Source organism: Micrococcus luteus (genome assembly GCF_022664405.1).
GTDB lineage: Bacteria > Actinomycetota > Actinomycetes > Actinomycetales > Micrococcaceae > Micrococcus > Micrococcus luteus.
Genome location: NZ_JAKRLB010000012.1, coordinates 45564 through 69980 on the forward strand (window position 1 = coordinate 45564; position 24417 = coordinate 69980).

Here is a 24417-nt window from a genome sequence, read left to right on the forward strand (position 1 = left end):
GGCCTCCAGGATGGGGTGGGGCCACCACGGGCCCTCCCCTCCCCCTCAACGGTACCGGACAGGCCGGGCGACCGATCAGGGTCGGCGGACCGTGATCTCCACGGAGTCGGCCCGCTCGGCCAGCAGCGGCAGGTCTGCCAGGAGGGTCTTGAGCGTGGCCGTCATCAGGCGCACCCCGGCCGCGTCGGCGTCCCGGGTGGGCATCGCGACGATCTGCAGCTCGGGCCCGGCCCCGCCTCCGTTCATCACCGCGCCGGAGCCCGTGTGCGTGGCCACCCCCGACCCGGGTGCGAGGCCCAGGTTGAGCAGGTTCGGGACCAGGTCGGCGACCTCGGCGATCTCGTCCGCGATCTCCTGGTCCCGATAGGCGGGGGTCCACTCCCTCTGCTGGGCGAGCGACCACACGGCCGGGCGTCGCACCACGTACGTGTGCTCGGCGCCGGCGTCGATGACGACGAGCTCACAGCCCTCGTCCACGGCGGACAGGCAGGCACGCGGCAGCCACACGGCCACGGGTCGGGCGACCGGGTTCCATGCCGTCAGCGCGGGCACGTTCGTGAACACCGGCAGCGCCTGCCGGCCGTCCGGCGCGCGCATGGTCACGAGGGCCACGTCCGCGGCCTTGTCCCCGTGCGCCGCGACGTCGTGCTCGTGACCGGTGTGGTCGGCGTGGTCGTGGACGTCGTCCTCGTCCACGGCAAGGGTGGGCACGACGGCGGCGAACACGCGGATGCGCGCGAGCACCTCCGTCACCTCCCGCTCACCGGCGGAGCCGTCCGTCAGGGCCGACATGACGGCGGTCCACTCGGCCGGGCTGGTGCCGTCGTCCTCGTCGAACACGTGCAACGGGTTCGCGGAGCCGTCCACGCCGGGGCCGGAGAGGTCACGGCCCTGCCACGGGACGCCCGCGGTGTCCGCGGTGTTCTCGCCCGCGGTCTTCTCCCGCATGCGGTCGAGTGCGGCCCGGATGTGCCCCGGCAGCTCCCGGGCCGCCGGATGCGGCACCGCGACCGTCTCGTCGATCGGACCGAGCCCGTCGTCGCGGGCCAGGCCGCCGTCGTCGTGCGAGCCCGTCACGGGGCGACCGGGCCGGGCTGCTCGGAGCGCGCCTGCTCCACCGTGGCGCCGCCGGCGACGGCCAGCGCCTGCTCCAGGCTGAAGCGGCCGGCGTACAGCGCCTTGCCCATGATCGCGCCCTCGACGCCCTGGCCGGTCATGGCCGCGAGCGCGGCAACGTCCTCGAGGGAGGAGATGCCGCCCGAGGCGACGACCGGCTTCGCGGTCTTCGCGCAGACCTGGGCGAGCAGCTCCGTGTTCGGCCCCTTGAGCGTGCCGTCCTTCGTGACGTCGGTGACCACGTAGCGGGCGCAGCCGGCATCCTCGAGGCGGGCGAGCACCTCCCAGAGGTCGCCGCCCTCCTTGGTCCAGCCGCGGGCGGCGAGCGTGGTGCCGCGCACGTCGAGGCCCACGGCCACCCGGTCGCCGAAGCGCTCGATGACGCGCGCGGTCCAGTCCGGGTCCTCGAGGGCGGCGGTGCCCAGGTTCACGCGCGCCGCACCCATCTCGAGGGCGTTCTCGAGCGAGGCGTCGTCGCGGATGCCGCCGGACAGCTCGATCTTCACGCCGATCTCCTCCACCACACGGCGCATGACCTCGCGGTTGTCACCGCGACCGAAGGCCGCGTCCAGGTCCACGAGGTGGATCCACTCCGCGCCGGCGCGCTGCCAGTCCAGGGCGGCGGTGACCGGGTCGCCGTACGAGGTGGCGCTGCCGGCCTCGCCCTGGACGAGGCGGACGGCCTGGCCGTCCTGGACGTCGACGGCGGGCAGCAGCTCGAGGGCGGGGGCGTTCGGGGTCATGGGGTTCCTCTCGGGTGGGGCGGCCGGCGCGGTCAGGCGCCGACGGTCAGGAAGGAGGCGGCGATGGCCATGCCGGCCAGCACGAGGACGATCACGATGGCCCACAGCGGCGCCTTCTGCGTGCGCATGGACCAGGCGGCGCCGAGCAGCAGCCCGCCGAGGGCGAGGTAGAGGACGGACCAGTAGGGCATCAGAGGGTCTCCAGCCAGTTGCGCAGCAGCTGCAGCCCGGCGTCCCCGGACTTCTCGGGGTGGAACTGCGTGGCCGACAGGGGGCCGTTCTCCACGGCGGCGATGAAGTCCGCGCCGTGGTGCGCCCAGGTGACCTGGGGCGGACGCATGGCGGAGATCGTCTGGTCGAACTCCCATTCGAGCACGCCGTAGGAGTGGACGAAGTAGAACCGCTCGTCCTCGATGCCCGCGAAGAGGGCGCTGCCCTCGGGCGGCCGGACGGTGTTCCAGCCCATGTGGGGCAGGACCTCGGCGGGCAGCTCGGCGACGACACCCGGCCACTCCCCCATGCCTGCGGTGCGCTCGCCGTGCTCGACGCCGGCGTCGAAGAGGATCTGGTGGCCCACGCAGATGCCGAGGACGGGTCGGCCCCCGGCCACGCGGCGGCCGATCCAGCGGGTGCCGCCGACCTCGGTCAGTGCCCGCATCACGGACGCGTACGCCCCGACGCCGGGCACGAGCAGCCCGTCGGCCTCCTGCACGGCCTGCGGATCGCGCGTGAGCTCGACCTCCGCGCCGGCCCGCTCCACGGCACGCAGCGCCGAGTGCACGTTGCCCGAGCCGTAGTCCAGGACGGCGACGCGCGGCCGCACGCCGGGGACGGTGGTGGGGCGGGCCATCAGAGGGCGCCCTTGGTGGAGGGCACGCCGGTCATGCGGGGGTCGTCCTCGACGGCGGCGCGCAGGGCGCGGGCGAAGGCCTTGAACTGCGCCTCGACGATGTGGTGCGGATCCCGGCCTCGCACGACGTCCATGTGGAGGCAGATCGCCGCGTGGTACGTGATCGACTCGAACACATGGCGGGTCATGGAACCGGTGAAGTGCCCGCCGATGAGGTGGTACTGCTGGCCCTCGGGCTCGCCCTCGTGCACGAGGTACGGCCGGCCGGAGACGTCGACGACGGCGCGCGCCAGCGCCTCGTCCAGCGGCACGGACGCCTCGCCGAAGCGGCGGATGCCGGACTTGTCCCCGAGCGCGGTCTTGAGCACCTCACCCAGGGTGATGGCGACGTCCTCGACCGTGTGGTGCACGTCGATGTGCGTGTCCCCGGTGGCGCGGACCGTCAGGTCGATCTGGGAGTGCCGGGACAGCGCGGTGAGCATGTGGTCGTAGAACGGCACGGTGGTGGAGATCTCAGCACGGCCGGTGCCGTCCAGATCCATCTCGACGTACACGTCCGACTCGCTCGTGGTGCGCGTCATGCGCGCACGGCGTCCGGAGATCAGCTCGGCTGCCACGGGTCCTCCTCGGGCTGGGTCCGCACCGGTCCGGGACGGGTGCGGGGGGATGCGGGTGCGCGCGGCCGGTGCCGGCGGGCCGGGGCGCCGCGCGCGCTGACCCCATCCTAGGGAGCCGGGCGGACGCCCAGACTCCGGTGACGCCTCAGGACCGGTGCCCGGTCTCGCCGAGGACCTCCTCGAGAGCGGTCAGGAACGCCGTCGTCTCCGGCTCGGTGCCGGCGGTGACGCGCAGGTGGTGCGGGATGCCGACGTCCCGCACGAGCACGCCGCGGTCGAGCAGGCGGCGCCACACGTCGGAGGCGTCCTCGAGGTGACCGAAGAAGACGAAGTTCGAGTCGGACACCGAGGGCCTCAGTCCCAGGCCGCGCAGGGTGGAGACGATGCGGTCGCGCTGGGCCTTGATGTCCTCCACGGTGCGCAGCAGCGCGTCCACGTGGTCGAGGGCGGCCTCCGCCGTGGCCTGCGTGACCGCGGAGAGGTGGTACGGCAGGCGCACCAGGCGCAGGGCGTCGGTGACGGCGGGGTCCGCGGCCAGGTAGCCCAGGCGCGCGCCGGCCAGGGCGAACGCCTTGGACATGGTGCGCGTGACGATCAGCCGCTCCCGGCCGGGCAGGAGGGTGAGGGCGGAGCGGGTGCCGGCGAGGGCGAACTCCGCGTAGGCCTCGTCCACGACGACCATCGCGCCGGGCCCGCCGGCGGCCTCGTTCTGCGCCTGCGCGGCGTACACGGCCTCGATGGTCGCCAGGTCCAGGGCGGTGCCCGTCGGGTTGTTGGGCGAGGCCAGGAAGACGACGTGCGGACGGTGCTCCCGCACCATGGCCGCCGCATGCTCGGCGCTGAGGGTGTGGTCCGCGGCGCGGCCACCGTCCACGAACACGGTGTCCGTGCCGCCGGCCAGCAGCGGGTACATGGAGTACGAGGGCAGGAAGCTCAGCAGTGTCCGCCCGGGGCCGCCGAAGGCCTGGAGGATCTGCTGCAGGATCTCGTTGGAGCCGTTGCCGGCCCACACGTGGTCCGCCGTGAGGCCGTGGCCGAGGTAGCTGGCGAGTGCGCGTCGCAGCCCCGTGAACTCGCGGTCCGGGTAGCGGTTCAGCCCCCCGGCGACGGCCGCGACCCGCTCGGCGATGGCGGTGGCGACCTCCTCCGGCACCGGGTGCGTGTTCTCGTTGGTGTTCAGCATGTACGGCACGTCCAACTGGGGGGCGCCGTAGGGGCTCAGGCCGCGGAGGTTCTCGCGCAGGGGCAGAGAGCTGAGGTCGGTCATGGCCGCCAGTCTAGGAACCCTGGAGGGCGAGGCCCGCCGTGCGTCACCGCGTGGCCGGGACGAACAGCTCCTCGCCCGGGGCGGGGGCCCGGCCCTCGAGCCCGTTGAGCTCGTCGATCGTGGCGATCACCTCGTAGACGTCCGCCTCCGGCGCCACCGTGGTGGCGATGGTCCACAGGCTGTCCCCGGGCATGACCGTGACGGACTGGGTGGCGGGTCCCGCGGTGTCCGCGGACACCGCGGCGGGCGACAGCAGCACACCCAGGAAGAAGGCGGCCGCCAGCGTGGCGGCCACGGCCGCGGCGATCACGGGGATCCCCCGCAGGACGAGGCGGCCGCGGCGGGTCAGACGGATGGTGGCCGGACGCGGCCGCGCCGTCGCGGGCGAACCGGCGAACTGGGCGGTGGTGAGCGTCATGGTGTCCTCCTCCGGGGCGGATGCCCTCCAGGCGATCGAACATCTGTTCGAATCCGTTCGAATCCCTTTCTAGCACAGGTGTTCGAGACACGCCACGAACAAATCGAACATATCTTTGAAGGAGAGGCGGCTCTCCTCTAGGCTCGAGGCGATGCACGGACGCCCCGGAACGCCCCCGGGGATCGCCAGGACACAGGCAACCAGCGGGGGCGGACACGGTAAGCGCCGGACGGCAGCCGGACGCCGGAACACGAGGCCGGCCACCATCACCCCCGGGAGAACGGACGGCAGCCATGAGCACCACCGACGATCAGCCGGCGGCGCGCGCGCCGCTCACCGACCGCCAGCGGCGGATCGTGCAGACCATCCGGGACGCGATCGCCGACCACGGCTACCCGCCCTCCATGCGCGAGATCGGCGACGCCGCGGGCCTGGCCTCCCTCTCCTCCGTCACGCACCAGCTCGGCCGTCTCGAGCGACACGGCTACATCCGGCGCGACCCCGGTCGCCCGCGTGCCCTCGAGGTGCTGCTCGACGTGGACGGCACCCCGCTGGGTGAGGCCGCCTCCCCCGCCGCTGCGCCGTCGTCGCAGGTCTCCGCGATCCCCGCGTGGCACACCGGCGCGGACGAGGCGGACAGCGTGCCGGTCCCCTGGGTCGGCCGCATCGCGGCGGGCGGCCCCGTCCTGGCGGAGCAGCAGGTCGAGGACGTCATGGCGATCCCGCGACGCCTCACGGGCGAGGGCGAGCTGTTCATGCTGCGCGTCACGGGCGACTCTATGGTGGACGCCGCGATCTGCGACGGCGACTGGGTGGTGGTGCGCCGGCAGGAGATGGCGGAGAACGGCGACATCGTCGCGGCCCTGCTCGACGACGAGGCCACCGTGAAGACCTTCCGCCGCCGTGACGGGCACACGTGGCTCCTGCCCCAGAACACGGCCTACGAGCCCATCCTCGGCGATCACGCCACCGTGATGGGGCGCGTCGTCACGGTCCTGCGCTCGCTCTGACCCGCTCGCTCTGACCCGCTCCCTCCGACCGGGCCGGGCCGACGGCCAGAGGCCGGGCGAGGTCAATCGCCCGAGGCGAGCCGTGCCAGCACCCCGCGGACGACGTCGCCGTCCGTGGTGCGCCAGAAGTCCGGCAGGGCGCTCGTGATGTAGCCGCCGTACCGCTCGGTGGCCAGGCGGGGGTCCAGCACGGCCACCACGCCGCGGTCCGTCACGGAGCGCACGAGGCGCCCGGCGCCCTGGGCCATGCGCACGGCCGCGTGCGTGGCGGAGATCCGCATGAACCCGTTGCCGCCGTGCCGGGCGACGTCCCGGGTGCGGGCCTGGGAGAGCGGGTCGTCCGGCCGCGGGAACGGGATGCGGTCGATCACCACCAGCCGCAGCGAGTTCCCCGGCACGTCCACGCCCTGCCACAGGCTCATGGTGCCGAACAGGGACGTGTCCGGCTCCTCGGCGAACTGGCGCACGAGGGCGGAGAGGGTCGCGTCCCCCTGGCACAGGATCGTGGTCTTCGGCCCGAGCCGACGGCGCATCTCGGCGGCGGCGTCCTCGGCCGCCCGGCGCGAGGAGAACAGGCCGAGGGCCCCGCCCCGCGACGCCCTCAGGAGCGCCTCGAGCTCATCCAGGGACTCCGGCGAGGCCGTCCTGCCGGGCCGGGGCAGGTGCCGGGCCACGTAGAGCACCCCCTGACGCGGGTAGTCGAAGGGGCTGCCGACGTCGAGGGCCTCGAACTTCGGGGCGTCCGGACCGGCCAGGCCCACGTCGCCGGCCACCGAGTCGAACCGGCGCTCCCCCGAGCCCACGGTGAGCGTGGCGGAGGTGAGCACCGTCGTCGCCTTGCCGAACAGGCCCTCCCGCAGCTTGCCGGCCACCGAGAGCGGGGCCACGTAGAGCTGGGGCGGGTCGGTCTCGTCCCCCGGCTGCCAGCCCACGCCGGGCTCGAAGTGGCCGGGGCGGGTGGCCCACAGCACCTCGGGGAAGTCGGCCTCGGGCCTGGCGGCGAGCATGCGCTCCACCACCTCGAGGACCTCGAGGATCCGCGAGCGCGCCATCTGCCGTCCGCCGTCGGCGTCGGCCTCCTTGTCCTTGTCCTGGCCGAGGTCGGACAGGCACTGGCGCGCGGCCGTGAGGACGCCGGTGAGGGCCTGCTCCTGCACCTCGTCCGGGCCGGCGGCGATCAGGCCGGACGGGGTGTCCGTGAACGCGCGGTCCAGGGCCGCCCCGGCTTCGATCAGGTCCTCCACGGCCACGGTGGTGTGACGGCGCAGCGAGGTGGCGGCGCCGTGCACGATCGACCCGGACAGCTGCCCGGTGACCGCACCGGTCACCCGGTCCTGCAGCTCGTGGGCCTCGTCCACGACGACGGCCGAGTACGCCGGCAGCACCGCGAGCCCCTCGAAGGCGCTGATGGCGAGCATCGCGTGGTTGGTGACCACGACGTCCGCGTCCGCCGCGTCCGCGCGGGCCCGCTCGGAGAAGCACTCCTCGGCCTGGGGGCAGCGGGACGCGCCGAGGCAGTCGACCGCGGAGACGGAGACCTGCCGCCACGCGCGGTCGGTGACGGGGACCTCGAGGTCGTCGCGGTCCCCGGTCTCGGTCTGGTCCGCCCACGCCCGCAGGTACATCACCTCCTTGCCCAACAGGGAGGAGGGCCCGGCGGCGCCGTCCGTGGCGGAGCCGATCACCCCGCCGTCGTCGGCGACCGTGAAGAGGGCCTCCTCGCCCTCGTCCCCGGGGTAGCCGCCGTCCACCTTGTGCCGGCACAGGTAGTTGGAGCGGCCCTTGACCAGGGCGACGACGGGCTCGCGAGGCAGCTCGTCCTTGAGCGCCTCGACCAGCCGAGGGGCGTCCCGCTTCATGATCTGGGCCTGCAGCGCGAGCGTGGCCGTGGCGACGACGACGGGGTCCTCCTGCGTCATCGCGTGCTGGATCGCGGGGATGAGGTAGGCGAGGGACTTGCCGGTGCCGGTGCCGGCCTGCACGAGCAGGTGGCGGCGCGACTCGAGGGCGCGCGCCACCTGCAGCACCATCTCCCGCTGGCCCGCGCGATGCTGGCCGCCGGTGGCCTGCACCGCGGCGTCCAGCAGGCGCAGCGCCTCGCGCTCGCGCTCCGTGCGGGGCTGCGCGCCGCCCGCCCCGACTTCCTCCGCCCCGCCGCTCACAACGCGTCCGCCTCCACGACGAACTCGGCGAAGTCCAACGCGATGTCCTCACGGACCAGCACGGACAGGCGGGTGCCGCCCTCCTCGTAGCCCTCGGCCAGGATCTCCGCGTCCGCCGAGTGGAGGCGGGAGACCAGCTCACCCCGGGTGAACGGGATCAGCAGTTCGAGCCGCACGTCAGGCCGCGGGATGGTGGCCGCGATGGCGCGCTCGAGCTCGTCGATGCCCTCGCCGGTGCGCGCGGAGACCACCACGGCGTGGGGCTCCTTGGACCGGATCCGGGCGACGACGGCCGGGTCCGCCGCGTCCGCCTTGTTCAGCACGATGATCTCGGGGATCCGGTGCGCGTCCACCTCCGCGAACACGGAGCGCACCGCGGCGATCTGGCCCTCGGGGTCCGGGTGCGAGCCGTCCACGACGTGCAGGATGACGTCCGCGTCCGCGACCTCCTCGAGGGTGGAGCGGAACGCCTCGACCAGCTGCGTGGGCAGGTTCCGCACGAAGCCGACCGTGTCCGAGAGGGTGTAGCCGATGCCGTCCGGCGTCATGGCCTTGCGCACGGTGGGGTCCAGGGTGGCGAACAGGGCGTTCTCCACGAGCACCCCGGCGTGGGTGAGGCGGTTGAGCAGGGACGACTTGCCGGCGTTGGTGTAGCCGGCGATCGCCACGGACGGCACCCGGTTGCGACGACGGTTGGCGCGCTTGGCCTCGCGTGCCGGCTTCATCCCGGCGATGTCCCGGCGCAGCTTCGCCATGCGGGTGCGGATGCGGCGGCGGTCCAGCTCGATCTTGGTCTCGCCGGGGCCGCGGGAGCCGATGCCCTCGCCGGCGGCGGCACGGCCGCCGGCCTGCCGGGACATGGAATCGCCCCAGCCGCGCAGGCGCGGCAGCAGGTACTCGAGCTGCGCGAGCTCGACCTGGGCGCGGCCCTCACGCGAGCTCGCGTGCTGGGCGAAGATGTCCAGGATCAGCGCGGTCCGGTCGATCACCTTCACCCGCACCACGTCCTCCAGCGCACGGCGCTGGGACGGGGCGAGCTCGGAGTCCACCACCACGGTGTCCGCGCCGGAGAGCGCCACGATCTCGGCGAGCTCCTGCGCCTTGCCCTTGCCGAGGAACGTGGCCGGGTCCGGGGTGGCACGGCGCTGGATGACGCCGTCGAGCACCTCCGAGCCCGCGGTCTCGGCGAGCGCGGCGAGCTCCCTCAGGGAGTTCTCCGCGTCCTCCGCGGAGCCCTCGGTCCAGACGCCCGCCAGCACCACGCGCTCCAGGCGCAGCTGGCGGTACTCGACCTCGGTCATGTCCTCGAGCTCGGTGGACAGGCCCTGCACGCGCTTGAGCGAGTGACGCGCGGCGAGCTCGTCCTGGTCGCCGTCGGCGTCCGTGTGGCCGTCCTCGCCCTCGTTCAGGGCGAGTGCGCGGCCCGCGAGCGCGCCGGAACGGTCCGGGGTGCCGGCGTCGGGGGCGCCCTCGTCGTCCGCGGCCACGCTGACCGCGGAGCCGCGCCCGGTCGCCTCGCGCTCGGAGGCACGGCGAGCGTCATCGGCGGCCAGGATGCGCTCGATCACGGCCTGGATCTCGTCCTCGGAGCCGTGGGTGCCCTGGGGGCCGGGGGTGTGCTGGTTCTTCTCAGTCATGGTCTCCTCTGGGCCGCCGCGGTCGGGTGGCCCGATGGTCTCAGGGTAAAGGGGTGCGCGGACGCGTTAGGCGGCTGTCCGCAGGGGGCGGACGTGACGGGTGACGCGCACGGCCGTGTGGGCAGGGGTCGGCGCCGCGCTGCGACGATCTCGCGGCGGCTCCGTTCGCGGGAGGAAGGCGAGCACGCGGCACCGCAGCCACGAAGTCTCGTCGGCGGGCGTGCAGGGGCGGACCACATCGTCCATGGTGGGATCTCCATCAGGTGCCGGGGCGCGCTCGACGGCCTCATCCGAGGCGGGCGCGCGAGGGGGCGGGGGCGGGCAGTGACGCGGGGGCGTCAGCGCAGGAAGATCCACATGGGCGTCGAGTGTACCGGGCGGCGCGTGTGGGCGACAGGGGCCCCGGCGCCCGGTCCGCTGACGACGCGCACGTATCCTGCGGGCATGACCGCGTCCCCCTCCCCCGCCCCGCCGCAGCCCGGCCGGACGGGCCGGGCGACCGTCGTCGTGATCGGCGCGGGCCAGGCGGGGCTGTCCGCCGCCTACCACCTGCGCCGCCGCGGCTTCGTGGGGCTGACTCCGAACGACGACGGCGCCGCCGGCGTCCCCGAGGACGCCCCCGGCACGTTCGTGGTGCTCGACGCGGAGACCGCCCCGGGCGGGGCCTGGCAGCACCGCTGGGACTCGCTCACGATGGCCACCGTCAACCACATCCACGAGCTGCCCGGCGACCCGGTGCCGCCGGCCGACCCGGCCGCGCGCGCCAACGCCCTGCTGCCGGCCTACTTCGCGGACTACGAGGCACGGTTCGCCCTGCCGATCCGGCGGCCCGTGCGCGTGAGGCGCGTCGAGCGGATCGGCGAGCCGGGACGTGCGCGCGGGTTCTTCGTCCGCACGGACGGGGCGCCGGGCACGTGGCGGGCGGACTTCGTGGTCAACGCGACCGGCACCTGGACGTCCCCGCGGTGGCCCTCGGTGCCCGGGATGCGCTCGTTCCGCGGCCGGCAGCTGCACACCCATGACTACGTGTCCAAGGACGAGTTCGCCGGGCAGCGGGTGGGGATCGTGGGCATGGGCGTCTCGGCGACGCAGCTGCTGGCCGAGACCTCCACGGTCGCGGACACCCTGTGGGTGACCCGCCGCGAGCCGCAGTGGCAGGACTCGGCCGCGCCCGGCGCCCTGGCCGAGTCGGTGCGCGGGGTGGACGAACGGACCCGTGCGGGCCTGCCGCCGGGCTCCGTGGTCGAGGCGACCGGGATGCACCGCTCGTCCTGGGTGCGCGAGGCCGAGACACGAGGCGTGCTGGTGCGCCACCCCATGTTCACGGCCGTCGAGCCGGACGGGGTGCGGATGCCCGACGGCTCGTTCGAACCGGCGGACGTGATCCTCTGGGCCACCGGCTTCCGGCCGGCGATCCGGCACCTCGCTCCCCTGCGGCTGCGCACGCCCGCCGGCGGCATCCGCGTGGCGGGCGCGCGCGCCCTGGACGAGCCGCGCCTGTTCCTCCTCGGCTACGGCCCCTCCCAGTCCACGGTCGGGGCCAACCGCGCCGGGCGCGACGCAGCGCGCGCGATCCTCGCGGACCTGGCCGGGCCGGCGTCGGGCTGAGGGCCGCGACGACCTGCTGGCTACCATGGTCGCCGTGAGCTCCGCATCCCACTACTTCGACGCCGACCCCTCCGCGCCCGAGCGGCGCCGCACCCTGCGGACCCGCCTGGCCGGCCGCGACGTCGAGGTCCAGACGGCCAACGGGATCTTCTCCCCGGACGGTCTGGACAAGGGCACCGCGGCCCTGTTCTCGGCCGTGCCCGCGCCGCCGGCGAGGGGCCGGTTCCTCGACGTCGGCGCGGGCTGGGGGCCGGTCGCCCTCACGCTGGCGCTGCGGTCGCCCGAGGCGGAGGTGACCGCCGTCGAGGTCAACGACCGCTCCCTGCAGCTGACCCGCGACAACGCCGCGGCGCTGGGCCTCGGCAATGTCGTGGCACTGCGGCCGGAGGACGTCCCCGAGGGCGCGGAGTTCGACCTCATCTGGTCCAACCCGCCCATCCGGATCGGCAAGCCGGCGCTGCACGCCCTGCTGGAGCGGTGGCTGCCACGACTGGCCCCCGGCGGCGAAGCCTGGCTGGTGGTGCAGAAGAACCTCGGCGCGGACTCGCTGCTGCCGTGGATCGGCCGGATGCTCGAGGAGCGCGCGCCCAGCCGGTTCACCGCGGAGCGGGCGGACAGCGTCAAGGGCTTCCGGATCCTGCGGGTGGCGCGGGCGCGCTGAGGCGCCGTTTCCCGAACGACAGCGGTTCGTGGCCCGCCGTTTCCCGAACGAAAGCGGTCAGGCGGTGAGTTCGCCGTCGAAGACCAGCTCGGCCGGCCCCGAGAGGACCACGTGCTCGGCCCCCTCCGGACCCGGCACGACATCCACGGCCAGCACGCCACCGGGCACCTCGACGAGCCACGAGTCCGAGCCCTGGTCGCCCGACCACGCGCGCATCGCCACAGCCGCCGCGCACGCGCCCGTCCCGCAGGACTGGGTCTCGCCCACCCCGCGCTCGTGCACGCGCATCCGCACGCGGCCGACGCCCTCGCGCACGAGCGGCTCGTGCGCGGCCACGAACTCGACGTTCGTGCCGTGCGGCGGAGCCGGGTCCACCTCGGGGGCGCGGCCCAGGTCCAGACCCTGCAGGTCGGCGAAGGAGGCCAGCGGGACCACGGTGTGGGGGTTGCCCAGCGACACGCTCAGCGCCGGACGCGGATCGGTGAGGCCGTGGGCGAGGACCATCGAGTCCGACGCCGCCTCCTCCGCCAGCTCGGGGTCGAGGTAGGACCAGGGGCCCATGTCGATCGCGTAGCCGTGCTCGAGCCGGGTCACGGCCTTCACACCGGCGCGCGTGCCGATGGTGATCGACCGGCCGGGGGCCAGGTCCACGAGGCCCTTCTCGACCAGGAAGTGCACGAAGACGCGCACCCCGTTGCCGCACATCTCGGCGATCGAGCCGTCGCCGTTGCGGTAGTCCATGAACCACTCGGCCTCGGGGTGCTCGGCGAGCAGCGCCGCACCCTCCGGCAGGCGCGCGGACCGCACGGCGCGGATGACGCCGTCGGCGCCGATCCCCCGGTGCCGGTCAGCCAGCCGTGCGACGCGCTGGGCGTCGAGCTGCGTGTTGCCGTCCGGGTCGGCGATCAGCACGAAGTCGTTGCCCGTGCCATGGCCCTTCGTGAACGGCACGCGCGGCGCGCTCGCGTGGAGGGGGTCCTGGGCGGCGGGCGCCGCGGGCTGCTCGGTCATGGGCCCAGTCTAGGTGGCGCCCCCGGCGACGACGGCGAGCGCCTCCGCCACGACGTCCTCGCCCTGCGCGTCGAGCCAGACGACGCGCGGGTCGGCCCGGAACCAGGTCTCCTGGCGTCGGGCGAACCGGCGCGTGGCCACGACGGTCTGCTCGGCCGCCTCCGCCTCGGTGAGCTCGCCGTCGAAGACGGCGAGCATCTGGGCGTAGCCGATCGCGCGGGACGCGGTCGGTCCCTGCCGCAGCCCGTCCGGCCCGGGGACGTCAAGGCGGCGGACCTCGTCCAGCAGGCCCTCGGCCAGCATGCACTCCACCCGGGCCGCGATCCGCCGGTGCAGCTCGGCCCGGTCCAGGCGCAGGCCGAGCTGCACCACGGGGGCGACCTCCGGGGCGTACGTGCGCTCCGGCATGAACGCGGAGAACGGGCGGCCCGTCAGCCGGCACACCTCCAGCGCGCGCACGATGCGGCGGGCGTCCTGCAGCCGCTCCGCCGAGACCGGGTCCAGGGCGGCCAGCTCGGCCCTCAGCCCGGCCAGGCCCTCCCGCTGCGCGCGCGCCTCCAGCTCGGCCCGCAGCGCCGGGTCCGTGGGCGGGAACTCGAGCACGTCCAGCGCCGCCCGCACGTACAGCCCGGAGCCACCCACGAGGATCGGGGTCCGACCCCGCGCGCGGATCTGGTCGAACAGGTCGCGGGCCGCGGACTGGAAGGCCGCCACCGAGGCCTCCTGGCCGACGTCGAGCACGTCCAGCTGATGGTGCGGGACGCCCTCGCGTTCAGCCTGGGTGACCTTCGCCGTGCCCACGTCCATCCCCCGGTAGAACTGCAGGGCGTCCCCGTTGACCACCTCGCCGTCCAGCGCGTGCGCCAGGGCGACGGCGAGGGCGGACTTGCCCGTCGCCGTCGCCCCGACGACGGCGACGACGGGCGGCCGGGCCGCGGCGGCGGACATCAGGACCGCGGGCGCAGGGTCGGCATGCCGAGGCTCGTGGCCCCGGAGCCGCCCGCCGTGCCGGGGGCGGGCGCGCCGCACGACTCGGCCTGGGCGCGGTCCCACGCGTCGCCGGCCCGGGAGCGGCGCAGGACGTAGTCCTGTGCGGTCGGGTCGGCGACGGCGAAGAACGGGTGGGCCTCGGTGACCGTCACGGTGACGAAGTCGCCGGGGCGGGGGGTCTCGGCGCCGGCGGGCACGGAGAAGTGCACGAGCCGGTTGTCGGGTGCGCGCCCGGACAGGCGGCCGCGCTCCGCGGCCTTGGAGCCGGAGTCGGCGGTGACGAGCAGCTCCTGGCGGGTGCCGACGAGCGTGGCCATCTCCTCGGCCGAGATCCGGTCCTGCAGGGCCACGAGGCGCTCGAAGCGCTCCTGGACGACGGCCTTGGGCACCTGGTGGTCCATCTCCCCGGCCGGGGTCCCCGGGCGGATGGAGTACTGGAAGGTGAACGCGGAAGAGAAGCGGGAGGCCTCGACCACCCGCATCGTCTCGGCGAAGTCCTCCTCGGTCTCCCCGGGGAAGCCGACGATGATGTCCGTGGTGATGGCGGCGTGCGGGATGCGCTCGCGCACCTTCTCCAGGATCCGCAGGAACTTCGCGGACCGGTAGGAGCGGCGCATGTCCTTGAGCACCTTGTCCGAGCCCGACTGCAGGGGCATGTGCAGCTGCGGCATGACGTTGGGGGTCTCGGCCATCGCGTCGATGACGTCGTCCGTGAACGCGGCCGGGTGGGGGCTGGTGAAGCGGACGCGTTCGAGGCCCTCGATCTCCCCGCACGCGCGCAGCAGCTTGGCGAACGCGCCGCGGTCGCCGAACTCGACGCCGTAGGTGTTCACGTTCTGGCCCAGCAGCGTGACCTCGACGGCGCCGGCGTCGACGAGCGCCTGCACCTCGGCGAGGATCTCCCCGGGGCGGCGGTCCTTCTCCTTGCCGCGCAGCGACGGGACGATGCAGAACGTGCACGTGTTGTTGCAGCCCACGGAGATGGACACCCAGCCGGAGTGGGTGGAGTCGCGCTTGGTGGGCAGGGTGGAGGGGAACACCTCGAGCGACTCGAGGATCTCGATCTCGGCCTCGGCGTTGTGGCGCGAGCGCTCCAGCAGCACGGGCAGGGAGCCGATGTTGTGGGTTCCGAAGACGACGTCCACCCACGGGGCCCTGCGCTGGATGGCGGCCTGGTCCTTCTGGGCGAGGCACCCGCCGACGGCGATCTGCATGCCCGGGTGCGCGTCCTTCACCGCACGCAGGTTGCCGAGGTTGCCGTACAGGCGGTTGTCCGCGTTCTCGCGGACCGCGCACGTGTTGAAGACCACGAGGTCGGCCTGGGCGTCCTCGGCGACCGGGGCGTAGCCGGTGGACTCGAGCAGGCCGGAGATGCGCTCGGAGTCGTGCACGTTCATCTGGCAGCCGAAGGTGCGGACCTCATAGGTCAGGCCCTCGTGCGGGCGCGCGGCGGCGCCGTCCTGCGCGAGCGGGGTGGTGCGGGGGGTGGGGTCCGTCAGAGTCACCGCACCATTCTAGGAACTCCGGGCGCGGCCCGGGTCCGCTCACTCCTCGTGCTCGGCGAGGACCTCCTTCACGACGGCGAACGCGAGGCCGCCGCCGTAGCCCTTGCGTCCCAGCATGCCGACGAGGCGGCGGGTCACCTTGTCCCGCTCGGCCCGGGCCTCCGGCGAGGCACCGCCGGGGACGGTGCGGCCCCGCAGCCGTCGGCGCACGAGGTCGAGGGCGGCGGCCCGTTCGTCCTCGCCGTCGATGGCCTCGAGCGCCTCGGCGGCGATCTCCCGGTCCACGCCCTTCTGCTGGAGCTCGTGCCCGAGGGCACGGCGCGCCAGGCCCTTGCTTCGGTGACGGCTGCGGACCCAGACCTCGGCGAAGGCGGCGTCGTCCACGAGGCGCACCTCCTCGAAGCGGTCGAGGACGCGCTCGATCAGCTCGGGCTCGGCCTGGCGCTCGGCGAGCTTGCGTTCGAGCTGGCCGCGGGAGCGGGGGCCCAGGGCGAGCTGGCGCAGGACGACCTCGCGTGCGGCCTCCTCGCGCTCACGCGGTGCGGTGGGCAGGGGCGCCGGGCCGGGGCGACGTCGGGGGCGGTCGGTCTCGACGGCGGGGCGGGGATCCACGGCCGGGCGTCCCTCGTCGCGAGGACGGCCACGCCGCGGGGGCGTGGTGGCCCGCTTCCGGCCCCGGCGCTCGATGTCCGCCCGGGTGTCCTCGCGCCCGGACCAGGGCAGCGTCCGGGGCCCGGCGCCGGGCGCGGGGCTGGGCAGGTCGCTCGCGCGAGTCAGCAGGGCCCCGAGATCCGGTGCCACGCCGGGGGCGGGATCCGGGACGTCCCCCGCGGGGGTCCCGGCATCGTGCGCGGGCACGGCGTTCCGCGCGGCCTCCGTGGCGTCCGCGTCGGACGACGTCGGCTCCGGTGCGCCGGCCAGATCGAGCCACATCCGGCCCACGTCCGAGTCCCGGGCGTCGTCGAACGCGGACGCACCGGGAGCGGAGCCGCTCCGGCCGGTCGTCTCCGACCGGTGGGCGGCCCCGCCTCCGACGTTCCGGCGCGATCGGGTCATCCGGCCGCGGTGTCCCCCGGAACCGCGGTCAGGGCCGGGGCCTCGTCGTCCTCGGCCTCCGGGGCCACGCCGATGCCGAGCTTCGTGAGGATGCGCTCCTCGATCTCGTTGGCGAGGTCCGGGTTGTCCTTGAGGAAGCGACGGGCGTTCTCCTTGCCCTGCCCGAGCTGGTCCCCGTCATAGGTGAACCACGCGCCGGACTTCTTGACGATGCCCTCCTCGACACCCATGTCGATCAGGCCGCCCTCGCGGGAGATGCCGACCCCGTAGAGGATGTCGAACTCGGCCTGCTTGAAGGGCGGGGCCATCTTGTTCTTGACGATCTTCACGCGGGTGCGGTTGCCGACGGGGTTGCCGGCCTCCTTGAGGGTCTCGATGCGGCGGACGTCGATGCGCACGGACGCATAGAACTTGAGCGCCTTGCCGCCCGTGGTGGTCTCCGGGGAGCCGAAGAACACGCCGATCTTCTCGCGCAGCTGGTTGATGAAGATGGCCGTGGTCTTGGTCTGGTGCAGGCGGCCGGTCACCTTGCGCAGCGCCTGGGACATGAGGCGGGCCTGCAGGCCGACGTGGGAGTCGCCCATCTCGCCCTCGATCTCGGCGCGCGGGGTCAGCGCGGCCACGGAGTCGATGACGACGATGTCCAGGGTGCCCGAGGAGACGAGCATGTCCATGATCTCCAGGGCCTGCTCGCCGGTGTCCGGCTGGCTGACCAGCAGGGCGTCCGTGTCCACCCCGAGCTGGCGGGCGTAGACCGGGTCCAGGGCGTGCTCCGCGTCGATGAAGGCCGCGATGCCGCCGTTGCGCTGCGCGTTGGCCACCGCGTGCAGGGCCAGGGTGGTCTTGCCCGAGGACTCCGGGCCGTAGATCTCCACCACGCGGCCGCGCGGCAGGCCGCCGATGCCCAGGGCCACGTCCATGGCCACCGAGCCCGTGGGGATGACCTCGACGGGTGCCTGGGTCTGGTCCCCCAGCCGCATGACGGAACCCTTGCCGAACTGCTTGTCGATCTGGGCGAGAGCGGCCTCGAGGGCCTTCTCGCGATCCGTCACCTTGCTCATCCTTCACCCCTAGCTCTGGTGGTGCTGCCGCGGACGCTGGAGCGCCCGCCTCGGTCATGTCCGTGAATCTACGGGGGGCGGCGGACACGATAAGCGTGGCCGGCCCCGCCTGTGCACGAGATCACCCCGTCGCACTGCTGTGCAGGACTCTACCGCATTCTTCGAACACGTGTTCGAACAGGGGCAGTGCCCCGCCAGCGCGTCGCGGCGTCAGCGTTTCGGCGGCACGTCCCGACCGAGACGCCGCTCCTGCGGGATCTCATGCAGGTCGCAGACCGCCAGCCAGACCCGCCGCGGGTCCACGCCGGCGGCGAGCGCCGCCGTCGCGGTGGTGTCCAGGCCGGGCAGGTGCAGGGAGTCGGCCACGAGGCCGGCCCGGGCGGGGCCGAACTCCTCGTCCATCAGCCGGCGGAACTCGCTCTCGCGCACGGGCGGTCCTCTCTGTGGTCGGTCGCGGGGTCAGGGACGGGGACGCAGACGGCGCGGGCGCCCCGAGACGGGGCGCCCGCGCCGTGGGTGTGGCGGGGTCAGCGGCCGGCCAGCGAGCCCAGGCTGGGGTCCGTGAGGTCGTCCGGCAGGGTGTCCGGGACGACCATGCCCTCCTGCTCCACGAGCCGGTCCGAGACCTCCCGCAGCAGGTAGGACAGCGGGATGTCCAGCGCCTGGCAGATCGAGGCCAGCAGCTCGGAGGAGGCCTCCTTCTGGCCGCGCTCCACCTCCGACAGGTAGCCGAGCGAGACACGGGCATCGTGCGAGACCTCGCGCAGGGTGCGGCCCTGGAGCTGCCGGACGTCGCGCAGGACGTCGCCGATCTCGTGGCGGAGGAGGGGCATGCTGCGCTCCTTGATGTCGGGGGCGGCCGCGCGGGGACGGGGCTGGTCATCGACCCAGCGCGTGATTCCGTGGGAATGGACGGGATGTCGCATCATGTCTATCGCCTGCTCCTGGACTTTTCCTGAAGGCACCGGGCCGCGGGCCTGATCCCGCGAGGCACTCTTCTTGACTCATTACATTCAACGTCGGGCGGGGTCGCGTTCATTCCCGAGGCACGGCCTCCCCCTCCCTCGGGCGTTCCGCGGCCCCGTCGCCCCCGTGCCGCTCCGAGCGCCGATGCCGTTCCCGCAGGGAGTACGTGGCGTTCCGGATGCGGTCGGAGTCGTCCAGGCTCGAGCCGACGGCCCCGGCCATCGTGCCCATCGACGCCGCGAGCCACACGAGCCGGACGTAGTCGCCCACGCCGCTGGGCTGGTCGAGATCTTCCCCCAGATACTCCACGGGGATGATCATGAGCGCGACCAGCAGCAGCGTCACGAAGAGCAGCACGTAGACGACGGTGCAGGCCAGGCCCACGGTGAGCACGGTGGAGAGGTCGTCCAGCCGCGAGCTGTGCCGGTGGGCCGCACCATGCGTCCACAGACCGTTCGTGGTGACCAGCCACGCCACCAGCAGCACGACGGACAGCACGCTGACCGCCGCGAGCCGCCCCGGGGACATCACGCTGGAGAGCACCCAGATGGAGCCGAAGAACACGCCGTAGGCACCGGCCGCGCTGGCCGAGGCGATCGTGAACGTCATGTCCCGCGGCATGAGCAGCGGCCGGTTGGCCATCACCATCCCGGCCAGCAGACGCAGCGTGCCCGTCCAGCCCTTCACGTACACCGTGGACGTGCGCCGGGACCCGCCGCCCATCCGGGTGGTCGTGGTCACGTCCGCGTCGACGTCGACCAGGGGGGCGATGCCCCGCAGTGCGTCCGTGTCGGGCTCAGGGGGCTCGTCCGTCGGGGACCGGTCGTCGTCCTCCTCCACCTCGCCGGACTCGTCGGAGGACTGCACGTCCAGCTCCCCGTCCGGCGGGTCCACGTGGGGGGCGGTGTCGATGTGCTCGACGATCCGCAGCACCGTCTCCCGCAGCCGGCGGGCCGGGGTGATGACCCCCAGCGCCGGGACGCACACGACGCCGACCCGCAGCTGCGGCACGACGTCCGCCACCACGCCGCGCCGGTCGTCGAACCGGGGCAGGTCGACGACGGCGACCACCGTGTCCCATCCCTGCCCGTCCGCGAGTGAGCGGACCGGCTCCTCCAGGACCATGCCCCCGGTCGCACCGACCGGCAGCGACTCCTGCCGTGTCTCGACCCGCCAGCCGCCGGGCTGCGGCAGGCGTTCGTCGAGCCGGTCCTCGACGTCCCCGGCGATGCGGCGCACGAGGGCCCACGGGGTGCCCGGGTCGGCCACGAGGCCGATGACGCGGGGGCCCGGGGCGTCGTCGCCGTCCTGCGGTGCATGCTCGGGCGGGGTGGGAGGCGATGCGGTCTCCATCGCGCCGAACCTACGCACCGGGTTGGGCCGGCACCAGGGACGGGGCGCCGAGTCGGGTCGGTCGGCGCCCCCGTGCAGCCTCAGTGGCCGGGGCCGGCGAGCAGGTGCGTCAGGGCCTGCAGCGCCGCGGCGACGGTGGCCTCCCGGATCGCGGCCCGGTCGCCGTCGAGCCGGAGGAGGATCGCGGTGGCCGCGCCGTCGCGCTCGCCGCCGAGCACGTCCAGCGCGCTCGCGTCCGCGTCGGGCACGGCCAGGCCGAGCCACACGGTGCCCACCGGCTGGCCCTGGTGCGGCTCGGGCCCGGCGACGCCCGTGGTGGCCACACCGACGTCGGCGCCCAGGGCCGCCCGGGCGCCGAGGGCCATCCGTCGGGCCACGTCCGCATCCACCGCCCCGACCCGCGCGAGCAGGTCCTCCGGCACACCCAGCAGGCCGGTCTTCACGGCGTTCTGGTAGGCCACCACGCCGCCGTGCAGCACGGCCGACGCCCCGGGGACGTCGGCCAGGCGCGCGGCCACCAGACCGGCGGTGAGGGACTCCCCCGTCGCCACCGTGAGGCCCGCGTCCGCGAGCGCGTGCACCACGTCCCGGGCCGCCGCCATGGTCATCGCCTCAGGCCCCCCGCTGGGCGGCGAGGGCGTCCCGCCGCAGGATCCACGCGTCCTTGACGTACTCCAGACCGGTCAGCACCGTCAGCACGGTGGCGGCCCCGATGACCACCCAGCCGGCCCACGGCCACCAGCCGCCCACGAGCGGAGCCAGGGGCAGGAGCAGCAGGCCGATGCCCACGGTCTGCAGCACGGTCTTGAGCTTGCCGCCGCGGCCGGCCGGCATCACGCCGTAGCGGATCACCACGAAGCGCATCAGGGTGATGCCCCATTCACGCACCAGGATCACGATGGTCACCCACCACCACAGCTCGCCCAGCAGGGAGAACAGCACGAGGGCCGTGCCCGTGAGCAGCTTGTCCGCGATGGGGTCCGCGATCTTGCCGAAGTCGGTGATCAACCCGCGGGCGCGGGCGATGTCCCCGTCGAGCTTGTCGGTGTACATGGCCGCCGCGAACAGCGCCAGCGCGAGCCAGCGGGCGAGGAGAGAGTCGCCGCCCCACGGCCCGCCGGCCCACAGCGCCCAGGCGAAGAAGGGCACCATCAGGATGCGCACCGAGGTCAGGATGTTCGGCAGGTTCCAGGCGGACACGTGCTGCGCCCCGCCCGCCGTGCTCATCTGCCCGTCAGCTGCCACGCGTCCTCCGATCCCTCGTCGTCGTCCTCATCGTTCCAGTCCACGGCGGCCGGGCGCGAGTCCAGGTCCTCCTGCACCAGGTCGCGCGGAGCGGACGACGCCGAGGCGGCGTCGTCACCGGTTCCGGTCGAGGGCGGGGTGTCTCCGGAGATGGTGGCGAGCACGTCCGCGAGGTCGTCGGGCTTGACCAGCACGTCGCGGGCCTTGGAGCCCTCGGAGGGGCCCACGACGCCGCGGGACTCCATGAGGTCCATGAGGCGGCCGGCCTTCGCGAAGCCCACCCGCAGCTTGCGCTGCAGCATGGACGTGGAGCCGAACTGCGTGGTGACCACGAGTTCGACGGCCTGCAGGAGCAGGTCCAGATCGTCGCCGATGTCCTCGTCGATGACCTTCTCGGTCTTCTCGGGGATCACGTCCTCGCGGTACTGGACCTGCATCTGCGACTTCACGTGCTCCACGACGGCGTGGATCTCGGACTCGTTGACCCACGCCCCCTGCACGCGCATGGGCTTGGACTTGCCCATCGGCAGGAACAGGGCGTCGCCCTGGCCGAGCAGCTTCTCCGCGCCGGGCTGGTCCAGGACCACGCGCGAGTCCGTGACCGACGACGTCGCGAACGCCATGCGCGAGGGCACGTTGGCCTTGATCAGGCCCGTGACCACGTCCACGGACGGCCGCTGCGTGGCGAGCACGAGGTGGATGCCGGCCGCACGGGCCAGCTGGGTGATGCGCACGATCGCGTCCTCGACGTCGCGCGGGGCGACCATCATCAGGTCCGCGAGCTCATCCACGATGACCAGCAGGTACGGGTACGGGCGCAGCACGCGCTTGGAGTCCGGCGGCAGCTTCACCTGGCCGGCCCGGACGGCCTTGTTGAAGTCGTCCACGTGCTTGTAGCCGAACGCCGCGAGGTCGTCGTAGCGGGTGTCCATCTCCTTGACGACCCACTGCAGCGCCTCGGCCGCCTTCTTCGGGCTCGTGATGATCGGGGTGACCAGGTGGGGCACGCCCTCGTACGCGGTGAGCTCGACGCGCTTGGGGTCCACCATCACCATGCGCACCTCGTCCGGGGTGGAGCGCATGAGGATCGAGGTGATCATCGAATTCACGAACGAGGACTTGCCGGCGCCGGTGGCGCCCGCCACGAGCATGTGGGGCATCTTCGCGAGGTTGGCCACCACGTAGCCGCCCTCCACGTCCTTGCCGACGCCCATCACCATCGGGTGGTCGGTGCGCTGGGCGGCCTGCGAGCGCAGGACGTCGCCGAGGGCCACGACCTCCTTGTCCGTGTTGGGGATCTCGATGCCGATCGCGCGCTTGCCCGGGATGGGGCTGAGGATCCGCACGTCCGAGGAGGCCACCGCGTACGCGATGTTCTTCTCCAGCGCCGTCACCTTCTCCACCTTGGTGCCGGGGGCGACCTCGACCTCGTAGCGCGTCACCGTCGGCCCGCGGGAGAACCCGGTGACCTGGGCGTCCACCTTGAACTCGGTGAACGTGGTGGTCAGCGCGGCGACGACCCGGTCGTTGGCCTCGGAGCGCTCCTTCGGCTGGGGCCCGGCCGGGAGCAGGGCCGACTGCGGCAGCGTGTAGGACACGTCCCCGCCCAGCTCGGACTGGGTGCCGCGGGCCGGCTCGGCGGTCACCGGCGGCACCGGCGCGGGGGTGCTGGCGGGCACGGCGGAGGACGACGACGGCGCGGCGGCCCCGGAGCCCTGACCCGGGGCGTCGTCCAGGGCGAACGGGGTGTCCTCCCCCGCGTCCCCCTCCTGGCGCGCGGCGGCCGGGGCGGCGGACTCGCGCTGGGCGCGGGCATGCTCGCGGACCTGCTCGAGGGCACGGTCCGCGGCCGTGGGCCGGCGCACTCCGGCGGGCGGCTGCGGCTCGGCGTCCGCGTCCTCGGGCGCGTCGTCCTCGTCCACCCACGGGTCGAAGTCGTCCGAGGCGTCCCGGCCCGCGTCCCGCGCGTCCGCGGCGGCCTGCTCGGCGTCGAACACGCCCTGCTCCCCGCGAGCGGCTCGCCGGGGGGCGGGCCGGGGCAGGACCTGGGTGGTCTCCGCCTCGGGGGCGGCGTGGGAGCCGGCCTCGGCCTCGTGGATCACCGGGGAGTCGTAGGCGGTGCTGGCGGTGTGCTCCGGGGCGGCGTCGGCGGCCTGCTCCTCGCGTGCCCGGCGCCCGCCGAACAGGCGCGCGAACAGGCCGGGGCGGGAGGCCCCGGCGGCGTGGGCGCCGGCGGCCGGGCCGTCCAGGTAGGACTGGTCGTGGTCCGGGTGGGTGCGCCCGGTCTCCGCATCCACGGAGAGCGGGGTGGCGAGGTCCTCGGCCTCGCGGCGCTCCTCCCGGGCCCGGCGCCGCTCGGCACGGCGGGCGGCCCGCTGCTCGGAGGCACCCTCGGGGTCCTGGCCCGTGAGCCAGTCGTAGCCGCCCGCGATCCGCTGCGGGATCGAGCCGACGGGCGTCGCGGTGAGCACGAGCACCGAGAAGAAGGCCAGCAGGATCATGAGGACCCAGACGGGCACGGGTGTCAGCAGGGAGGCCAACGGCGCCGTCGCGAGGTAGCCGACCATGCCCCCGGCGCCGAGCATGTCCTCGAAGGCGTCGGCGGCCGAGGGCACGCCGCCCACGAGGTGGGCGATGCCGGAGCCCGCGACGGTGGCCATGAGCAGGCCGATGATGATGCGTCCGTTGGCGCGATGGTCCGTGGCGTGGCGGAAGCAGCGCACGGCCACGACGAGCAGGGCGATCGGCACCAGGAGGGCGAACCACCCGACGGTGCCGCCCACCACCCCGTGCACCACGCGGCCGACGGCGGTGCCGCGCAGGCCCCACCACTCCACGGCCGCGATCAGCGCGGCGAGCAGCAGCAGGACCAGGCCGGTGCCGTCACGGCGTTCCTCGCGGTCGATGCGCACGTCCGGGCCGAGCTTGCGGAAGCCCGCGCCGACCGGTGTGGCCAACCCCATCCACAGGGTGTGCAGGGCGCGCAGGGGCGCGGCGGGCCGGTCGGCCTCGGGGACGGTCGCGGTCGACCCCTTCCGTCCGGAGCCTCGGCGTCCGGCGGAGCCGGAGCGGGACGTGGCGGAGGAGGAGGACGACGAACGCGTGGGGGAAGTACGGGTCGCCATGCCCACCAAACTACCG

The 24417-nt window shown here is 74.1% G+C and carries 23 protein-coding genes; 3 read left to right on the top strand and 20 right to left on the bottom strand.

Going from position 1 to position 24417, the window contains the following annotated elements:
• Nucleotides 1-75: 75 nt before the first annotated feature.
• The 7 genes from MF605_RS06955 to MF605_RS06985 all read right to left on the bottom strand — a co-directional run bounded on the left by MF605_RS06955 (nucleotide 76) and on the right by MF605_RS06985 (nucleotide 5011).
• Nucleotides 76-1077, bottom strand: a complete 1002-nt coding sequence (locus tag MF605_RS06955) for an SseB family protein (RefSeq protein ID WP_020628148.1) — start codon at nucleotides 1075-1077, stop codon at nucleotides 76-78.
• Nucleotides 1074-1859: a bifunctional 1-(5-phosphoribosyl)-5-((5-phosphoribosylamino)methylideneamino)imidazole-4-carboxamide isomerase/phosphoribosylanthranilate isomerase PriA gene (gene priA / locus MF605_RS06960; RefSeq protein WP_020628149.1), complete on the bottom strand. Its 786-nt coding sequence runs from the start codon at nucleotides 1857-1859 to the stop codon at nucleotides 1074-1076. Before priA ends, MF605_RS06955 begins: the two co-directional genes overlap by 4 nt.
• Before the next feature lie 32 nt (nucleotides 1860-1891).
• Entirely contained in the window at nucleotides 1892-2050 is a 159-nt protein-coding gene (locus MF605_RS06965; RefSeq protein ID WP_004167696.1) for a CG2302 family histidine operon protein, read from the bottom strand.
• Entirely contained in the window at nucleotides 2050-2709 is a 660-nt protein-coding gene (gene hisH / locus MF605_RS06970; RefSeq protein ID WP_004167703.1) for an imidazole glycerol phosphate synthase subunit HisH, read from the bottom strand. Before hisH ends, MF605_RS06965 begins: the two co-directional genes overlap by 1 nt.
• Entirely contained in the window at nucleotides 2709-3290 is a 582-nt protein-coding gene (gene hisB / locus MF605_RS06975) for an imidazoleglycerol-phosphate dehydratase HisB (RefSeq protein WP_152743305.1), read from the bottom strand. The genes hisH and hisB overlap by 1 nt, the downstream gene beginning before the upstream one ends.
• 181 nt (nucleotides 3291-3471) lie before the next feature.
• A complete protein-coding gene (locus MF605_RS06980) occupies nucleotides 3472-4593 on the bottom strand; it encodes a histidinol-phosphate transaminase (RefSeq protein WP_134416542.1) in 1122 nt (373 codons plus the stop codon).
• A gap of 43 nt (nucleotides 4594-4636) precedes the next feature.
• On the bottom strand, nucleotides 4637-5011 hold the full coding sequence (locus tag MF605_RS06985) for a LysM peptidoglycan-binding domain-containing protein (protein WP_020628151.1): 375 nt from the start codon (nucleotides 5009-5011) through the stop codon (nucleotides 4637-4639).
• 293 nt (nucleotides 5012-5304) lie between these two features.
• Between MF605_RS06985 and lexA the strand changes: the two genes are divergently transcribed.
• Complete coding sequence (gene lexA / locus MF605_RS06990; RefSeq protein WP_134416540.1) at nucleotides 5305-6021, top strand: transcriptional repressor LexA; 717 nt, start codon at nucleotides 5305-5307, stop codon at nucleotides 6019-6021.
• A gap of 62 nt (nucleotides 6022-6083) precedes the next feature.
• Here lexA and MF605_RS06995 read toward each other — a convergent pair whose 3' ends face one another.
• Both MF605_RS06995 and hflX read right to left on the bottom strand, forming a co-directional pair.
• Nucleotides 6084-8183 (bottom strand): ATP-dependent DNA helicase, encoded by a 2100-nt coding sequence (locus MF605_RS06995; protein ID WP_044658587.1) that lies wholly within the window; start codon nucleotides 8181-8183, stop codon nucleotides 6084-6086.
• Nucleotides 8180-9820, bottom strand: coding sequence for a GTPase HflX (gene hflX, locus MF605_RS07000; RefSeq protein ID WP_044658588.1), 1641 nt, complete (start codon nucleotides 9818-9820; stop codon nucleotides 8180-8182). The genes MF605_RS06995 and hflX overlap by 4 nt, the downstream gene beginning before the upstream one ends.
• A 444-nt stretch (nucleotides 9821-10264) precedes the next feature.
• Here hflX and MF605_RS07005 point away from each other — a divergent pair, with 444 nt between their 5' ends.
• Together MF605_RS07005 and MF605_RS07010 are read left to right on the top strand one after the other, a co-directional pair.
• Nucleotides 10265-11428: an NAD(P)-binding domain-containing protein gene (locus MF605_RS07005; protein WP_095695527.1), complete on the top strand. Its 1164-nt coding sequence runs from the start codon at nucleotides 10265-10267 to the stop codon at nucleotides 11426-11428.
• Between the two features lie 25 nt (nucleotides 11429-11453).
• Complete coding sequence (locus MF605_RS07010; protein WP_134416538.1) at nucleotides 11454-12089, top strand: class I SAM-dependent methyltransferase; 636 nt, start codon at nucleotides 11454-11456, stop codon at nucleotides 12087-12089.
• Nucleotides 12090-12146: 57 nt separating this feature from the next.
• On the opposite strand, the gene dapF is transcribed toward MF605_RS07010, so the two are convergent.
• The 11 genes from dapF to MF605_RS07065 all read right to left on the bottom strand — a co-directional run bounded on the left by dapF (nucleotide 12147) and on the right by MF605_RS07065 (nucleotide 24401).
• Nucleotides 12147-13100, bottom strand: a complete 954-nt coding sequence (dapF, locus tag MF605_RS07015) for a diaminopimelate epimerase (protein ID WP_036336799.1) — start codon at nucleotides 13098-13100, stop codon at nucleotides 12147-12149.
• Nucleotides 13101-13109: 9 nt separating this feature from the next.
• Nucleotides 13110-14048 carry a tRNA (adenosine(37)-N6)-dimethylallyltransferase MiaA gene (miaA, locus tag MF605_RS07020; protein ID WP_134416536.1) on the bottom strand — a complete coding sequence of 313 codons (939 nt, stop codon included), beginning with the start codon at nucleotides 14046-14048 and terminating at the stop codon, nucleotides 13110-13112.
• Nucleotides 14048-15595 (bottom strand): tRNA (N6-isopentenyl adenosine(37)-C2)-methylthiotransferase MiaB, encoded by a 1548-nt coding sequence (gene miaB, locus MF605_RS07025; protein ID WP_020628159.1) that lies wholly within the window; start codon nucleotides 15593-15595, stop codon nucleotides 14048-14050. Before miaB ends, miaA begins: the two co-directional genes overlap by 1 nt.
• Nucleotides 15596-15634: 39 nt before the next feature.
• A complete protein-coding gene (locus MF605_RS07030; RefSeq protein WP_134416534.1) occupies nucleotides 15635-16651 on the bottom strand; it encodes a regulatory protein RecX in 1017 nt (338 codons plus the stop codon).
• Complete coding sequence (gene recA / locus MF605_RS07035; RefSeq protein ID WP_041104259.1) at nucleotides 16648-17712, bottom strand: recombinase RecA; 1065 nt, start codon at nucleotides 17710-17712, stop codon at nucleotides 16648-16650. The genes MF605_RS07030 and recA overlap by 4 nt, the downstream gene beginning before the upstream one ends.
• Nucleotides 17713-17922: 210 nt before the next feature.
• Complete coding sequence (locus MF605_RS07040) at nucleotides 17923-18141, bottom strand: DUF3046 domain-containing protein (protein WP_002856506.1); 219 nt, start codon at nucleotides 18139-18141, stop codon at nucleotides 17923-17925.
• Between the two features lie 98 nt (nucleotides 18142-18239).
• Nucleotides 18240-18641, bottom strand: coding sequence for a helix-turn-helix domain-containing protein (locus MF605_RS07045; protein WP_036315027.1), 402 nt, complete (start codon nucleotides 18639-18641; stop codon nucleotides 18240-18242).
• A gap of 106 nt (nucleotides 18642-18747) precedes the next feature.
• Nucleotides 18748-20031 carry a hypothetical protein gene (locus tag MF605_RS07050; RefSeq protein WP_134416532.1) on the bottom strand — a complete coding sequence of 428 codons (1284 nt, stop codon included), beginning with the start codon at nucleotides 20029-20031 and terminating at the stop codon, nucleotides 18748-18750.
• Nucleotides 20032-20111: 80 nt separating this feature from the next.
• Complete coding sequence (locus MF605_RS07055) at nucleotides 20112-20633, bottom strand: CinA family protein (RefSeq protein ID WP_095353821.1); 522 nt, start codon at nucleotides 20631-20633, stop codon at nucleotides 20112-20114.
• Nucleotides 20634-20643: 10 nt separating this feature from the next.
• On the bottom strand, nucleotides 20644-21258 hold the full coding sequence (locus MF605_RS07060) for a CDP-alcohol phosphatidyltransferase family protein (RefSeq protein ID WP_041104255.1): 615 nt from the start codon (nucleotides 21256-21258) through the stop codon (nucleotides 20644-20646).
• Nucleotides 21255-24401 (bottom strand): FtsK/SpoIIIE family DNA translocase, encoded by a 3147-nt coding sequence (locus MF605_RS07065; RefSeq protein ID WP_134416530.1) that lies wholly within the window; start codon nucleotides 24399-24401, stop codon nucleotides 21255-21257. The genes MF605_RS07060 and MF605_RS07065 overlap by 4 nt, the downstream gene beginning before the upstream one ends.
• Nucleotides 24402-24417 lie beyond the last annotated feature (16 nt).